Here is a 13874-nt window from a genome sequence, read left to right as displayed (position 1 = left end):
TCACCTCACTGAGATAGTGCCGTTTCTGGTCGAGGACGAACTCAAGCGTCTAGGCGGTCACTTCGAAAAGGCCGCCGACTGGCAGAGTTTCGCGATCGTCGATGGCCACCTGATCACCGGTCAGAACCCGGCGTCTTCAACAGCGGCGGCTCAGGAACTCATCAAACTGCTGGCTTCTCCTCCGGTAGGCATAAGTTGACCCGCCGGCCTTCCGCAAAGGCAATACACAGGAGTCGTATATGACAAGCAAACAGAAAACAGTGATCGTTACGGGAGTCTCGCAGGGTATTGGCGCGGGCGTCGTCCTAGCTTTTCTGGCGCGTGGATACAACGTTGTAGGAACCTCGCGGAGCGCGACGACTTTCAGCTTTCGACCAATGAACCCCTATTAGCTATCAGAATCTCCAGATATATCGTTTTGTAGGATGCGCTCCAGTTCTGCTCTTTGCGTGCGCATAAAACTCACCAATTCCGGTTCATCATCAAAGAAATCAAAAGATGCTTTAAGCGTTGCCTCATCATGTTGCTTAAACTTTATGGCTTTGGAGTATGTGTCAGAGTCATTTTTGCCTAAAGAAACCAATATTTGTTGGGCCATTTCAAGTGATGAATCGAATACCTCGCGTTTATAGTAATTCACTCCCGCTTTAGAAAGCTCGTAGGCATGGCGCCGGTTGCGGGCGCGGGCGAAAATTTTCAAACGAGGAAATTCTGCTTTTGCAAGCCTGACGATTTCAAGAGATGTTTCTGGATTATCCACGGCGACGATAAGCAGTTTTGCTTTAGCTGCACCGGCACTGTGAAGTAAATCCAAACGAGACGCATCGCCGAAATAGCCTTTGAAGCCAAATCTCCTGAGCAACTCGAGTTGATCAGGGTCTTTTTCCAATACTGTCGTTTTAACGCCCTGGGCATTCAGAAAACGACCGATTACCTGTCCGAAACGACCGAATCCAGCGAGAATGATAGGGTTTTCTTCCTCAATTCTGTCAAAGGAACGTTCAGACAATACGCTTAAGAATTTCGGTACGATCAAGCGATTGTAGAGAGCTATGAGCAATGGGGTTAAGGCAATTGAGGTGGCTACCACTAGGGTTAAAAACTTCTCCTGTGTCTGAGGCAGAATATTTAAAGTACCCGCAAACTGGAACAATACAAAAGCAAACTCACCGCCTTGGGCAAGGGCAAGCGCGAAACCGGAGTTATGCAAGGCATTGAGTCCGAAAAATCTGCCGAGCGTGAACAATATCAACGTTTTGATGGTCATCAATGCAGTGACGGCCAGCACTAAACGCAGCGGCGATTCGGCGAATAAATGAAAATTCATACCCATGCCGACCGAAATAAAAAATAGGCCAAGCAGCAACCCCTTAAATGGTTCGATATTGGTTCCGAGCGTATGGCGATATTCGGAATTTGCCAGTACAACACCGGCAACAAACGTACCCAAGGCGGGCGATACGCCAACCAGTTGCATCAGCAGTGTAATTCCTACCACAACAGCGAGCGAAAGCGCAGTAAACATTTCCCGCAAATGGGTTCTGGCAACCGCCCGGAACAGGTAGTACGACAGGTAACGGCCCACCACAATAACCGCTGCGATGACGCAAGCGATAATCAATGTTTGTGCCCATCCCGGTAAGGTAGCAATCATACTGGCATGGATTTGCTGGTCTTGAACGCCATGAATAGCCAGCAAAGGCATGATGACAAGAATAGGAATGACGGCAATATCTTGAAACAGCAACACTGAAAACGAAGTTTCACCCATGGGTGTATTCATCAGGTGGGTTTCCTGCAGCATCTGTAAAACCAGTGCTGTGGAGGAAAGCGAGAGCGCCATACCTACAGCCAGGCTCATCTGCCATGAGTAACCCAGCGCCAGGCCGATCAGTGTGAATGCCGAACTGGTCAGCACGACCTGCAAACCGCCCAGTCCAAGTATCGATTTGCGCAAACGCCAAAGCAAGGCAGGCTCCAGCTCCAAGCCAATAAGAAATAGCATCATCACCACGCCAAATTCGGCAAAATGCATGATTTTCTCAGCATCTCCAATCAGGCCCAGTCCGAATGGGCCAATCACAATGCCCGCCGCGAGATAGCCAAGTACCGAGCCTAGCTTGAAACGGCTGGCAAGCGGCACCACCAGGCAGGCAGCTGCCAGGAAAACAAATACGGTGAAAAGGTTGCTGTCCACGCGTTACTCCGGCAACGGGATAAATTCAATCTCGTCCCCAGCCACTTTGTCAAAAAGTCCTGCTTTCCAATCGGCTTTAGCTTGCCTGATACGCTCGAGTGAACTGGAGACAAAATTCCATTCGATAAATCGCGGCTCGGATAACGGTTCGCCGCCAAGTAACATGAGATGTGTTGGCATTTCAGCTTCCAAAATGACGGTTTCTCCCTGCACAAACACTGTCATTGTTTTGGGTGCGATATTTGTATCACCGATGCGCAAAGTGCCATCGATAAGATAAATTGCACGTTCGCGGTATTCCACGGGCAGTTTCAGGCGGGTTCCGGCCTGCATTTTTACTTCAACATAAAACATCGGACTGTAAATAGTCACGGGGGCTTCATAACCATAGGCTGATCCCGCGAGCAGTTTTAACGTGACACCCGCTTGTGTCCATTCCGGCAAACTGTCTGCCGGATGATGATGAAACGCCGGCGGCATTTTTTCGTATGCCTTTGGCAGCGCGATCCAACTTTGCAAACCATGAGCATAATGTAATTTGTCTTTTTCTTCCGGGCGGGTTCGCTCTGAATGTGCGATTCCCCGTCCTGCGATCATCCAGTTCATCGCACCAGGTGTAATAACCTGTTCAGTCCCTAATGAGTCACGATGCAGCACTTCTCCTTGAAACAAATAGGTCACCGTTGCCAAGCCGATATGTGGGTGCGGCCGAACATTGATGCCCTCGCCCGGCGCGAACGTGGCGGGCCCCAGATGATCAAGAAAGATAAACGGCCCGACCATTTGCCGTTGGGCTGACGGCAGGATACGGTGGACGGAAAATCCGCCCAAATCTTTGGGTTTTGGTACGATGGTCAGGTCAATTAAACTCATAAGAAAATTATCTCAAGTAGAATGTTGAACAGTTTCTTAGAGAGGATCATGCCATAGTTTCAAATGCTTATCACTAGCGGCTTGCGAACATAATCGATAGATGTATGGAAATATTTTTGTTTCTCCGTTAGATGCACTAGGTATTTCTTTGCCAACTGTCAGCCTCACTAATATGCAAACTGGATATATGAGGACAACCATCCGATATATCAATGACTAAGTACTAGTACAAACGTACTGATTCGGCGAACAATGAAAATAGAAATGATGAAATGGTTTCTTTTATAAATTGCGATGGAATGGCAGCATTATGTTCATTTGCCGACATCAAGAAATTAAAACTGATCGTCCCCTGTGGGTCGTTATAACCGAACCGTTCGTTATGATTGGTTGGCACATTACTTATTTGACTCCATTGAAGAGGTTCAGGATTTTGCGACAAACTGGCTTTGGTCTTACAATCATGAACGGCCTAATATGGCTTTGGGGGGCGTAACCCCCAAACAAAAATTGAACCAATTAACCTCTACTTTTGAATCAGGTTAAAAATGGGGGGATTACCCAAGTAGATACATTGATTAACCTAACCTAAGGAATAACGATATGGCAATGAAGACTGATTTTTCCGCTACTGAATGGGAAATCCTCCGGGACGCGCCGCATGCCGTCGTACTGGCGGTCGCCGCTGCGGGGGGGAGTGGGCTTTTCGGTAGCATCAAAGAAGCGATGGCGCCCGCCGGAACCCTGGTTGAAGCCCTGCAGGGTGAAAACCAACTGCTCCGGCAGATTTGCGATAAGGAGGAAATCAAGGCGTCTATCGAATCGCTGAAGGACATGGCGAAATCGAGCGGCGACTTCAAGAGCATTCAAGCTGTCTTCCGTAAGGCGGCTACCGATAAGTCCCAGGCAGGGCTCGATCTTCTCAAGCGCAAAGGAACTCCGGAAGATGTCGCTGCCTTCAGGAGCTTTCTGTTAAAACTCGGCGAAAAAGTCGCGAACGCGGCTAAGGAAGGGGCTTTCCTGGGGTTCGGCGGCGTGCGTGTTAGTGAAGAGGAGCGTGTAATACTGGCCGAGTTGGCTCAGGTTCTGGACGTTCTGCAAGCTTAACCGATACGTCGAGCGGCATGGAGGCCTGCCTTGACGGGGTCTCCAGTGTAAAAGAGCGTCCAATTTTTTCCATTTTCGGCATCTATTTTTCCAGTCTAAAGAAAAATAAATAAATTAAAACAATGTGATAATAATCTGTACTGGTAAATGTTGACGCTGTTTGCTGGCAAAAGTTCAGCGCTCTTTTACACAATTTAAATACGTAACAAGGCCTTAGAATACCAAAATAACTGATTTTTTAGTACGTTTAGGTATTTATACGAATTGTGTATTTAGTTTCAAGTGTTATGGTTTTTTAACGGTTGAAATGGAATGGCGCTTTTAAACTATAGTGACCCTCAGCAGCCAATTGCGGACGACCAGTTAATCTGATGTTTGGGTCTTTTTGTATCACCCAAAGTCGTTAAAATAAAAGGACGTTGTTTTGAACATTCGACTTTTAGCTCATTCGCTAGCCTATGAATAATTATCTAACTTTTGGGGTGGCGTGTAATATCCGATATTATTCAGCTCCGTATTAATGACGCGGCATACCTTCTTTAGTATTTTTTTCAGCCCCTATACTGCACAAAGGAGAATAAACATGGCATTAAGAATAAATGATGAGGCACCTGATTTCACAGCCGCCACAACGCATGGGATCATTAATTTTCATGAATGGATTGGTAATGGATGGGCTATCTTATTTTCTCATCCCAAGGACTTTACGCCGGTGTGTACCACTGAGCTGGGCTATATGGCAAAGCTAGAGCCTGAATTCACGAAACGAAACTGTAAAATTATTGGTTTAAGCGTTGATCCAGTGGATAACCACTCTAGATGGGTAAAAGATATCGAAGAAACACAAGGCTGTGCTGTTAATTATCCGATGATCGGCGATACTGATTTGGCAGTGGCGAAGCTTTATAATATGTTGCCTGCTGATGAGGCAGGTTCGTCAGAAGGCCGAACAGCAGCTACAAATGCAACGGTTCGCTCCGTTTTTATCATTGGTCCAGACAAAAAAATTAAACTGATGCTTACCTACCCTATGACAACGGGACGTAACTTTGACGAAATCCTGCGTGTTTTAGATTCAATGCAGCTAACGGCTAAACACAAAGTCGCTACACCAGTTAATTGGAAAAACGGTGAAGATGTCATTATTGTCCCATCAGTATCTGATGAGGAAGCAAAAGGAATGTTTAAAGAAGGTTGGAAAACACTAAAGCCATATCTGCGTTTGGTTAAGCAACCGCACTAGTGCTATCAATCAGCATCCAATTTTTTCCAGTTTCAGCATCGGTTTTACCAGTCATTAAAATCATAAAAACAACAAGATAAAACTTTTAGCTGGTAAATATGGATGCTGTTTTTTAAAAGGAACTGGCAAAATTTGCACGCCGATTAACAGTCAGCTCTCGATAAGAACCGTTACTCAAACTCAACCTTGCCCCCATTCAAGTGATACATTGAGCCAACTATTTTTAGTTTTCCCTCTTTTTCCAGAGAGCTTAATACATCACTCCCTTTGCGTATTTCATTGATGGTCTGCTGGACGTTTGTTTTGGCTACAGCATCAACGAAGCCATCATTTTTACTACTTCTTTCACCAGAATAGGTTGTCGCGCTAATAGCAGGCTTGATTTTATCCAAAAGCCCAGTCAGACGTCCAAGCTCAACGTTATCGATTGCGCCTTTAATTGCTCCGCATGCTGTATGCCCCATCACAACAATGACCTTTGCGCCAGCCGCAGCGCAAGCAAATTCCAGGCTTCCGATTAGATCATTATTTACAATATTTCCGGCAATTCTCGCATTAAATGTTTCACCAATACCCACATCAAGAATAATCTCAGCAGGCGCGCGGGAATCAATGCAGCTCAAGATAACAGCGGAAGGATATTGTCCGGCTGCACTTGCTCTTTTCTGGGCCAGATAGTCATGTTTTAGCATTTTTCCTGTACGAAAACGAATATTCCCTTTCTTCAACCCGGCTATGATCTGATCTGGTGTCAGCTTATCGCGTTCTTCCTTAGTTAAAGCTGCCGCATAAGAAATGCTTGGTATTCCAAACCCCACGCTGCCTAATATCCCTGCCATTGTTACTCCAAAGGCTGTTTTTAATACTGAACGCCGGTTACAACATGAGTGTTCATTAGAAAAATGTTCAATAGTATCTTTCATATTTATCTCCGCGAGTAATACCAACTTAATCAAAATAGCGAGATCATAATTGTGAGAACCCCTTTTTCTAAATATAAAACTTTGCACGGATTCGCGTTAGCAAGTCGCAAGCCCGTATTGAGCAAAACTGTACAAGGTATGAACTCTCCTGCTATTTGGGGCGTTCCGGTCGTCAACTCTCGATAAAATACAACCCCATATATGCATGATCTGTCTAATCGGGTGATTTAACATAACCGCCGAAGTGTCTTCTGTAAACGCAATTTAGAAATGTCCTGCATTGGCCCACATTTGCTTGATCGGGCAGGGTCGATAGTGCCACTTTGCCAATGACCGGTATAGGGAAGCTTAAATCCATATCCGAATGTCTCAAAGGGGTCGGACTGCGACCGTTGGCTATAGTAGCGACCGCATATGCAGCAATCGCTACCTTTATTTCAACAACTAAATTTCGGTTTGCTCCGAAATCTCAAGAGCATCGTCGACTTCTATTCCAAGATACCTAACAGTGCTTTCGAGCTTCGTATGACCAAGCAATAGTTGAACCGCGCGTAAATTCTTAGTTCTTCGATATACCAAGGTTGCCTTTGTTCGACGCATCGAATGAGTCCCGTACGCGGCCGGATCAAGACCAGTTAAGTTACCCAATGCTCTACTATTCGAACATATTGCCGCGTTGATAAATGTGGCGAATCGTGAACTCGACTCGGAAACAAGTATTGTTCAGGTTTCAGCTTAGCATGGTTAATCCAATTTTCCAGCGAATCGCGGGTTTGTTCAGTTATTTCGAATTGAACCGGCCTATGCGTCTTCTGTTGCATTACGATGGCTCGGGACGATACTCGGTTACCTTGAGCAACATCGCAAACTCGGAGCTTGACCAAATCACACCCCCGGAGTTTGCTATCAATGGCAAGATTGAACAAAGCTAGTTCGCGAGTGTTTTTGGCCATCTGTAAACAAATACGTATGGCCCAGATTTCTTTCAATTTTAGTGGTAATTTCTGACCAATCAACTTGCCTTTGTTACATGGAACATTTTGCGTGATTTGATCCTGAATTTCTTGGTTCATGACAATCTCCTAACTGTTGTTTAAGGAGATTTATTGTCATGCTGCTGTTTTGTTTGGGCGCTGATCGGTCAAAACCAGCCGTTGGCTCTGTAGGCTATTGCCGCTACAGAGGACGTATGAGTCTTGATTGATGCGCTTCATTGCGTTCGGCACATCCTATCGAGCTGGGCATTGCTGATTGAGTGGCGCTTTAGCAGATTGACTAAGCAGTTGCACCAATAGTTATTGCCTTTCAAAAAAGGTAATTATCGCTAAGCAAAGCTTTTTGTCTGTTTGCGGGCCTACAGGCTTGTTTCTATCTCATGTTGTTTGATGTCAGGACTAGAGCCGTTCTCGGTTATTGAAGATCAATCCTATCGTTAAACACTATCTGTTGAGCCGTAGGAATTTGCTATGGCACGGAGTGGGTCCTGTTTGCCGCGCCGAGTACCAGAGCTTTCGACACTGAATTCCCAAGCCGGAGAAACTGTGAAAATATTCTGGTTAAGAGACTTATCACGGAAGACACTGACCTCCTGCAAGGATGCAGGAGGTACGACTCCACCACGGATGGGGAGATAGAATCGCGTTTGGAGCAGCGATTGAGAGCACCAACAGTAGGCGCTTTAGACGATGACTCAGGAGGCAGTTGCCAAGAATACGGAGTTTTTAATCTATTGAATGAATGAGATTATTTTCTTCGTGTGCTCTGTGTTAAATAAGCCTTTCTATCTAATATGAATAATACATTCACCGTCTCTGGGGTTTGGGAACTAGCGAATTTTATTTAACCGTAGGAGATTGAAAGTGAGTAGTCTCGAAATAGGTATTATCGGCAATTGCGGTTTCAGTGCTCTTATAGACCGGCGTGGACGCGTAGTTTGGTGCTGTCTACCCCGCTTCGACAGCGATCCGGTGTTCAACAGCTTGATAAACGGTAACGATCCTGAACACGGCTTCATGGAAATAGCTGTCGAGAACTTCGACCGCGCGGAGCAGCACTACGAACATAGTACGGCGATTTTGGTGACCCGGCTTTTCGATCGCTCTGGCGCTGGTCTTGAGATTACCGATTTCGCTCCCCGCCGCATACACTACGAACGCATCTTCCGTCCCACGATGCTGGTCCGGCGGCTGCGTCCCCTGAACGGCACGCCGCGGATACGCGTCCGGGTGCGGCCGGCCCAGAACTACGGGGCGGAACGTATGCCTGCCGTCCCCGGCTCCAACCATATCCGCTATCTGGGGACGGAGCTGGCCTTGCGCCTCACCTCCGACTTGCCGATAACCTATATCCTGCGAGAAATCCCTTTTCTGTTGGAAGGCACGGCGGATCTGCTGTTTGGTCTGGACAAACCGCTACGCCGCCCGATTACCACTGCGGCACGCGAAGAATACGAGCAGACCCACAAGTACTGGCGCGGCTGGACGCGCGGCCTCGCCATTCCCTTTCAATGGCAGGATGCGGTCATACGCTCGGCCATCACCCTCGAACTTTGCAGCTTCGAGGACAGCGGCGCGGTCATTGCCGCCATGACCACCTCCGTTCCTGAGTCTCCAGGGAGCACCCGCAACTGGGACTACCGCTTCTGCTGGCTGCGCGACGCCTATTTCGTCATCAACGCTCTGAACCGCCTGGGGGCGACCCGCACGATGGAAAACTACTTGACTTACATCGTCAATATCGTCGTCAGCGCCTCGCGTTCCCATCTACAGCCGGTTTATGGCGTGACTCTCGAGGAACGGCTCGAGGAGCGCAAGGTCGAGACGCTGGCCGGCTATCGCGGCGACGGACCGGTGCGGGCAGGTAATCAGGCCTACGACCAAATCCAGAACGACATTTATGGCAGCATCATCCTCGCCGTAGCGCAGATCTTCTTCGACCGCCGCTTGGCCCACCCCGGCACTCGCGCGCTGTTCGACCGCCTGGAGCAGATCGGGCAACAGTGCATCAAGCTCTACGACCAACCGGATGCCGGATTGTGGGAATTCCGCGGCATTGCCCGAGTACACACCTTCTCTGCCGTCATGTGCTGGTCAGGCTGCGATCGTCTGGGCCGCATCGCCGCCGAACTGGGGCTGAACGAGCGTGCCGCCTACTGGCACAGCGAGGCCAAAACCATCCGCGATGTCATTTTCGAACGCGCCTTTGATGTGGCGCGCAACACCTTTGTCGGTAGTTTCGGCGGCGATGAGATGGATGCGAGCCTGTTGTTATTGCACGACTTGCAGTTTCTGGCTGCCGACGATCCCAAATTCGTCGGCACGGTCGAAGCCGTGGAGCAGGCGCTACGAAAGGGAAATTATATGATGCGTTATATCGAGGCCGATGATTTCGGCTTGCCCGAGCACGCCTTCAACATCTGCACGTTCTGGATGATAGGGGCACTGGCAGCGATAGGCAGGCGCGACGACGCCGTGGCAATGTTCGAGGAAATGCTGCGCTGCCGCAACCATCTGGGGCTGCTGTCGGAAGATACTGATCCCCGTACCGGCGAGCTATGGGGCAACTTCCCCCAGACCTATTCGATGGTAGGGCTGATCCACTCCGCCAGAGTGTTATCCACGCCTTGGGAAGAGGCATTCTAAACTCCTAGTTTGTAAGTCGGGCAACGCTTTTCCTCCCAACATTTCAGAACCATCATGCGTCGAAGATGTCGGGTGTCGGGCACGAAGAACAACACGCGCTCGACCTATAAGAGATGAAGATATATGTAAACATAAATGATTATTTACATTAGGTTCTGTTGACAGGCGAGGCATTCAAGGAATATTGCCGCTCCCAGTTGGGGCCGGCCTTGAAGCCCGGTGATATCGTCATCGGCGACAACCTTTCCGCGCATAAAGTCGCCGATGTCCAGACGCTGATTGAAGCTCGAGGTGCGACGCTGAAATATCTGGCGCCGTATAGTCCTGATCTGAATCCGATTGAGCAAGTCTTTGCCAAACTCAAAGGGCTGTTGAGCCAGGCTGCTGCACGAACCTATGACTCGCTCTGGCAGACTATCGGTCAGATCATGGACCAGTTCCAGCCCGATGAATGTCTGAAGTATTGTAACAACGCAGGCTATGTTTCTAACTAACGAAGAAATGCCCTAGCCATTTATTGCAAGCCAACTACGATATCCACACGATTCAGGAACTTCTTGGGCACAGCGACTTAAGAACAACGATGATTTATACCCATACGGTACAAAGCAAAATGATAAAGCAAGCCAAAAGTCCATCGGATTTTTAGAGGGTGGCTCTTTGCTAATGGCCGATATAAGGTTCTCACCTGACACTTAAGGATATGAACCGAAAGGCTGGTTAGGGTCGGATTCGGCCTTTCGCGAATGCCGCAGTGCGGCTAAAATGAGCCAATCGCAATTGTTTTATGAATAGCTGGTCAACTTCGTGAAGCAGTCATTTGAGAGGTATCAGTTGTATTCTTCCACTACTCGGGTGTTGCCAGAGCCTACCGCATATCGGTCGCGGCCAGGAGGCCGCTCCTACCAGTGCCTTAAAATCGCAGTGATTTTCCGACTGGGATAACATCCTGCGAACCGTTCCAATCGGACATGAAAGTGTAAAACGACAACGTGCGCCGTTTCCTTGTATTTGGTCTTCAGGTCTGCGACGGTTTCGCGCATCGTTTTGATCACTTTTTACTTAATTGATGCGTATGGGCTATTGTATAGTCATCATCCCTAGCTTGGCATCAATCTCGAAATCCATCTTGATGCGATGTGCAACCGATTCAGCTTCTTTCTGGTCTTTGAAGGGACCGGCGATCACTTGATAAGACCCGTCTTTTTCAATTTGTCGCGCAGGTATTGGCGGGCCTTGATGGCTGAGCATTGCCGCCAGTTGTTGCGCCGTCAACTCGTTGTCGAAGTCGGCGACTATAAGCACCAAGTCGCTGTCGGTCAATTCCGGAACTACCGGCTGCCCGTAGAAATGTTCGGGATGTTGCACTTCCGGCACTTGCGCGACCAGTTCCGGCAACTCCGGGCTGGCCGTCAGGATCGGGGTGGGGATGCCGTCGGCACGTTGCAGGATGCGGTCGACTTTCTCCCAATCCACGGTTACACCTCTTTCGTCGGCGGTTTGGCGCAGTTGTTTCAACAGCGACTTTTGCTGCCGCTCTTTCTGTCCCGCCCATTTTGGCAACGGTTCATGGGCTTCCAGGTAAAGCATGTCCCCGTCCCATGCCGTCATATAAGGCTGGTGGATAATCCGCACCGGCGTCCCGACCGAAGTTTTTTTGAACAGCACTTCGATGTCTTCGGGGTAAAGCCGCACACAACCGTGGCTAACCTGCATGCCGACGCCGTAAGGCTTATTGGTGCCGTGGACCAAGTAGTTGCCAAAGCCTAGCGGTAGCGCATAATCGCCGAGCGGGTTATAGGGACCCGGGGGCACCGTTTTAGGCAAGTGGTCGCCTTTTGCCGCGTGTTCGCGTCGGATGGATTCCGGGACGGTCCATGTCGGCTTGACTGTTTTTGCGACGATAGTGGTTTGTCCTAGTGGGGTATTCCATCCTTCACGGCCAATGCCGATCGGGTAGGTAAACACGGCATCCGGTTGTTTCGAGGAATAATAAAACAACCGCATGTTCGCCAGATTGAGCACGATGCCTTTGCGCGGCGCATCGGGCAGGATGAACCGCAACGGCAGCATCACGCGTGCGCCCGCTTCAGGAGTCCAGGGGTTGATAACGGGGTTGGCGATGGTGATGTCGTTATAGCCCAAGCCGAAATGCCGGGCGATGTCAGGCAAGGTGTCGCCAGCTTGCACAGTGATCTCGGCAAGACCGCCAACGATGCCGCTGTCTTTGGCGATGGCGAACTCGCGGGCGGTAATATCGGCAAGTTTCGGCTGAATCTCTTCTACCGTGTCCGGCGGGGGGGCTATGGTAGGCTGCGGGAAGCCTGTTATAGGCGGAAGTTCTAAAACATTTTTAGTAGTAGGCTCAAGCTGGCAACCGCTGAGCAAGCCGACGGCCAACAGCACGAAAGGCAGGGCTATTCCCGTATGCGGCAGGCTGGCTGATGTTTTTTTCAATGACTTCATAGGCGTAAGTAGTAATGGCGGGTACGGGACGCGATGTGGCTTGGACATTAGAAACCAGCCGACTACAGGTAGAAGCGTGTCAATCGGCGTCCAAAATTTTCCACTAAACAGCGTCGTAATTGACTGTGTAAAATTGTTATCGCATTGTTCTTTTTAATGTTTATTTTTGTGAATAGACCGACAAAACAAGCGCTGAAAGTGGTAAATATTCGATGCTGTTTTACAGTCCTAGAATCTAAAAGTGGTTTTGTGCCTCAAGAACTTGCCGGCATGGTTCATGAATTTCTTCGCCTAAGCACACTACTCGGTTGCTTTTCAAGATGAAGTCAGCATGGAGCAATACAGAAGTAATAACACCGCATTCTGTAACGCCCCACGCAGGTTATTCATTATTCAGGCATCAAAGGAAGTGTAGAACCAATTTTCACATCGCTGGTACCTTGCAAAATGTTTTCTACTTGCAGAAAACGTGCAGCAATAGTTTTTGATGTTACTTTTGCAATTTTGCCATAATACTTTTCAAGCAGTGCCGTGCGGTTTTTGCGGAAATTAAACATACGTTTGACCAGTTTGTCTGCTTCAGCACCCGTAATATTGTTAATCTTAGCCGCATAATCACTGATGGTTGCTAGACGCTCGTCATTTAACTTTTTCAATTCAGTGTCATAAAGATAGTATTGATCCAAAAACTTTTTTTCTTGTTCTGGGGACAGTTTCATCGCTTTCTTAATGAAGTCCAATTTCTCCATACGCAGACTGAAACGGAACATATCTAATTCCTTTCCTTCGTCAGCCGCAGCTCCAACTTCGGCTGCTTCTTTCACAGCTTTGCCATGAGCTTCGACGGGTTTATCTGCTTGTGCTTGTGCAGTATTTATTGCAGGAAGACTAACAGCGGCAATAGCGCTAATGAGGGCTAGGTGTTTATATTTCATCGGTTACTCCTAAATTTTAATAGTGAATTGAGAATGTGTTATTCAGCGCTGAATATTTGCCAGTAAACAGCATCGAATCTGACCATGAAAATTATTATTAACTGTTTTCTAGGGTTTATTTGTTAGTGAATCGGTAAAAAGCAATGCTGAAATTGGTAACTTTTACACGCTGATTTCCATCCTAGAGTAGCCTAAGCGTTAATTCAGCGTTTTGGGATATGTGCGAATACTTATATAACCAGCTTTCGACAGTCTGGTTTGGATCCAGGCTGTGTAAAAACGCTGATTATAGTAAAATATGCTCACCGCAACTGATGGGCAGAGCAGATGAAACGGTTCATTCAAAGTGCAGACCGCACTCAAGGCACCTTATTTCCAGAACACCTGGAAGACTATGTTGCTGAAGACAATCCGGTTCGAGTGATAGACGTTTTTGTCGAACAACTCGATTTAAACCAATTAGAATTTAAAGGCGTTAAGCCATTGGCA

Annotated in this window: 9 protein-coding genes and 5 pseudogenes; 8 read left to right on the top strand and 6 right to left on the bottom strand. The window is 48.1% G+C overall.

The genetic code is table 11. The features are described from left to right. Nucleotides 1-199: pseudogene (locus tag EPO18_RS03505) on the top strand (type 1 glutamine amidotransferase domain-containing protein); the annotation flags it as partial. 189 nt (nt 200-388) lie between these two features. Here the strand turns inward: EPO18_RS03505 and EPO18_RS03500 are convergent. Further along, on the bottom strand, nt 389-2197 hold the full coding sequence (locus EPO18_RS03500) for a monovalent cation:proton antiporter-2 (CPA2) family protein (protein WP_292430573.1): 1809 nt from the start codon (nt 2195-2197) through the stop codon (nt 389-391). Between the two features lie 3 nt (nt 2198-2200). Next, nucleotides 2201-3070 (bottom strand): pirin family protein, encoded by an 870-nt coding sequence (locus tag EPO18_RS03495; RefSeq protein ID WP_292430571.1) that lies wholly within the window; start codon nt 3068-3070, stop codon nt 2201-2203. A gap of 354 nt (nt 3071-3424) precedes the next feature. Here EPO18_RS03495 and EPO18_RS03490 point away from each other — a divergent pair. The 3 genes and pseudogenes from EPO18_RS03490 to EPO18_RS03480 all read left to right on the top strand — a co-directional run. After that, nucleotides 3425-3616, top strand: a pseudogene (locus tag EPO18_RS03490) (integrase core domain-containing protein); the annotation flags it as partial. A gap of 57 nt (nt 3617-3673) precedes the next feature. Continuing rightward, a complete protein-coding gene (locus EPO18_RS03485) occupies nt 3674-4177 on the top strand; it encodes a hypothetical protein (RefSeq protein WP_292430569.1) in 504 nt (167 codons plus the stop codon). Nucleotides 4178-4760: 583 nt separating this feature from the next. After that, nucleotides 4761-5420, top strand: a complete 660-nt coding sequence (locus EPO18_RS03480; RefSeq protein WP_292430566.1) for a peroxiredoxin — start codon at nt 4761-4763, stop codon at nt 5418-5420. Nucleotides 5421-5590: 170 nt separating this feature from the next. Here the strand turns inward: EPO18_RS03480 and EPO18_RS03475 are convergent, their stop codons facing one another. Beyond that, complete coding sequence (locus EPO18_RS03475) at nt 5591-6343, bottom strand: carbonic anhydrase (protein WP_292430563.1); 753 nt, start codon at nt 6341-6343, stop codon at nt 5591-5593. A gap of 444 nt (nt 6344-6787) precedes the next feature. Then, a pseudogene (locus EPO18_RS20675) lies at nt 6788-7296 on the bottom strand (tyrosine-type recombinase/integrase). A 906-nt stretch (nt 7297-8202) separates the two neighbouring features. Here EPO18_RS20675 and EPO18_RS03465 point away from each other — a divergent pair. From EPO18_RS03465 to EPO18_RS03455, 3 genes and pseudogenes are all read left to right on the top strand, one after another. After that, nucleotides 8203-9984, top strand: a complete 1782-nt coding sequence (locus tag EPO18_RS03465; RefSeq protein WP_292430557.1) for a glycoside hydrolase family 15 protein — start codon at nt 8203-8205, stop codon at nt 9982-9984. Between the two features lie 158 nt (nt 9985-10142). Then, nucleotides 10143-10478: a transposase gene (locus EPO18_RS03460; RefSeq protein WP_472850871.1), complete on the top strand. Its 336-nt coding sequence runs from the start codon at nt 10143-10145 to the stop codon at nt 10476-10478. Between the two features lie 17 nt (nt 10479-10495). Beyond that, nucleotides 10496-10633: pseudogene (locus tag EPO18_RS03455) on the top strand (tyrosine-type recombinase/integrase); the annotation flags it as partial. 431 nt (nt 10634-11064) lie between these two features. Here EPO18_RS03455 and EPO18_RS03450 read toward each other — a convergent pair. Together EPO18_RS03450 and EPO18_RS03445 are read right to left on the bottom strand one after the other, a co-directional pair. Next, complete coding sequence (locus tag EPO18_RS03450) at nt 11065-12498, bottom strand: L,D-transpeptidase family protein (RefSeq protein WP_292430553.1); 1434 nt, start codon at nt 12496-12498, stop codon at nt 11065-11067. A 341-nt stretch (nt 12499-12839) separates the two neighbouring features. After that, the gene (locus EPO18_RS03445) at nt 12840-13385 is read right to left on the bottom strand and encodes a hypothetical protein (RefSeq protein WP_292430550.1); all 546 of its coding nucleotides are present in this window, start codon (nt 13383-13385) and stop codon (nt 12840-12842) included. Nucleotides 13386-13712: 327 nt separating this feature from the next. On the opposite strand from EPO18_RS03445, the pseudogene EPO18_RS03440 reads away from it, so the two are divergent. Beyond that, nucleotides 13713-13874, top strand: a pseudogene (locus EPO18_RS03440) (IS5/IS1182 family transposase); the annotation flags it as partial.

This window comes from Methylobacter sp., assembly GCF_004322395.1.
Taxonomy (GTDB): Bacteria; Pseudomonadota; Gammaproteobacteria; order Methylococcales; family Methylomonadaceae; genus Methylobacter_A.
Note: the sequence above shows the minus strand (reverse complement) of the source record. Positions and strands in the feature narration are given on the sequence as shown.

What these genes read in the sequence shown, in the direction of transcription:
- EPO18_RS03495 (WP_292430571.1), bottom strand. Translation starts at nt 3,070, where the DNA reads ATGAGTTTAATTGACCTGACCATCGTACCAAAACCCAAAGATTTGGGC.
- EPO18_RS03485 (WP_292430569.1), top strand. Translation starts at nt 3,674, where the DNA reads ATGGCAATGAAGACTGATTTTTCCGCTACTGAATGGGAAATCCTCCGG.
- EPO18_RS03480 (WP_292430566.1), top strand. Translation starts at nt 4,761, where the DNA reads ATGGCATTAAGAATAAATGATGAGGCACCTGATTTCACAGCCGCCACA.
- EPO18_RS03475 (WP_292430563.1), bottom strand. Translation starts at nt 6,343, where the DNA reads ATGAAAGATACTATTGAACATTTTTCTAATGAACACTCATGTTGTAAC.
- EPO18_RS03450 (WP_292430553.1), bottom strand. Translation starts at nt 12,498, where the DNA reads ATGTCCAAGCCACATCGCGTCCCGTACCCGCCATTACTACTTACGCCT.
- EPO18_RS03445 (WP_292430550.1), bottom strand. Translation starts at nt 13,385, where the DNA reads ATGAAATATAAACACCTAGCCCTCATTAGCGCTATTGCCGCTGTTAGT.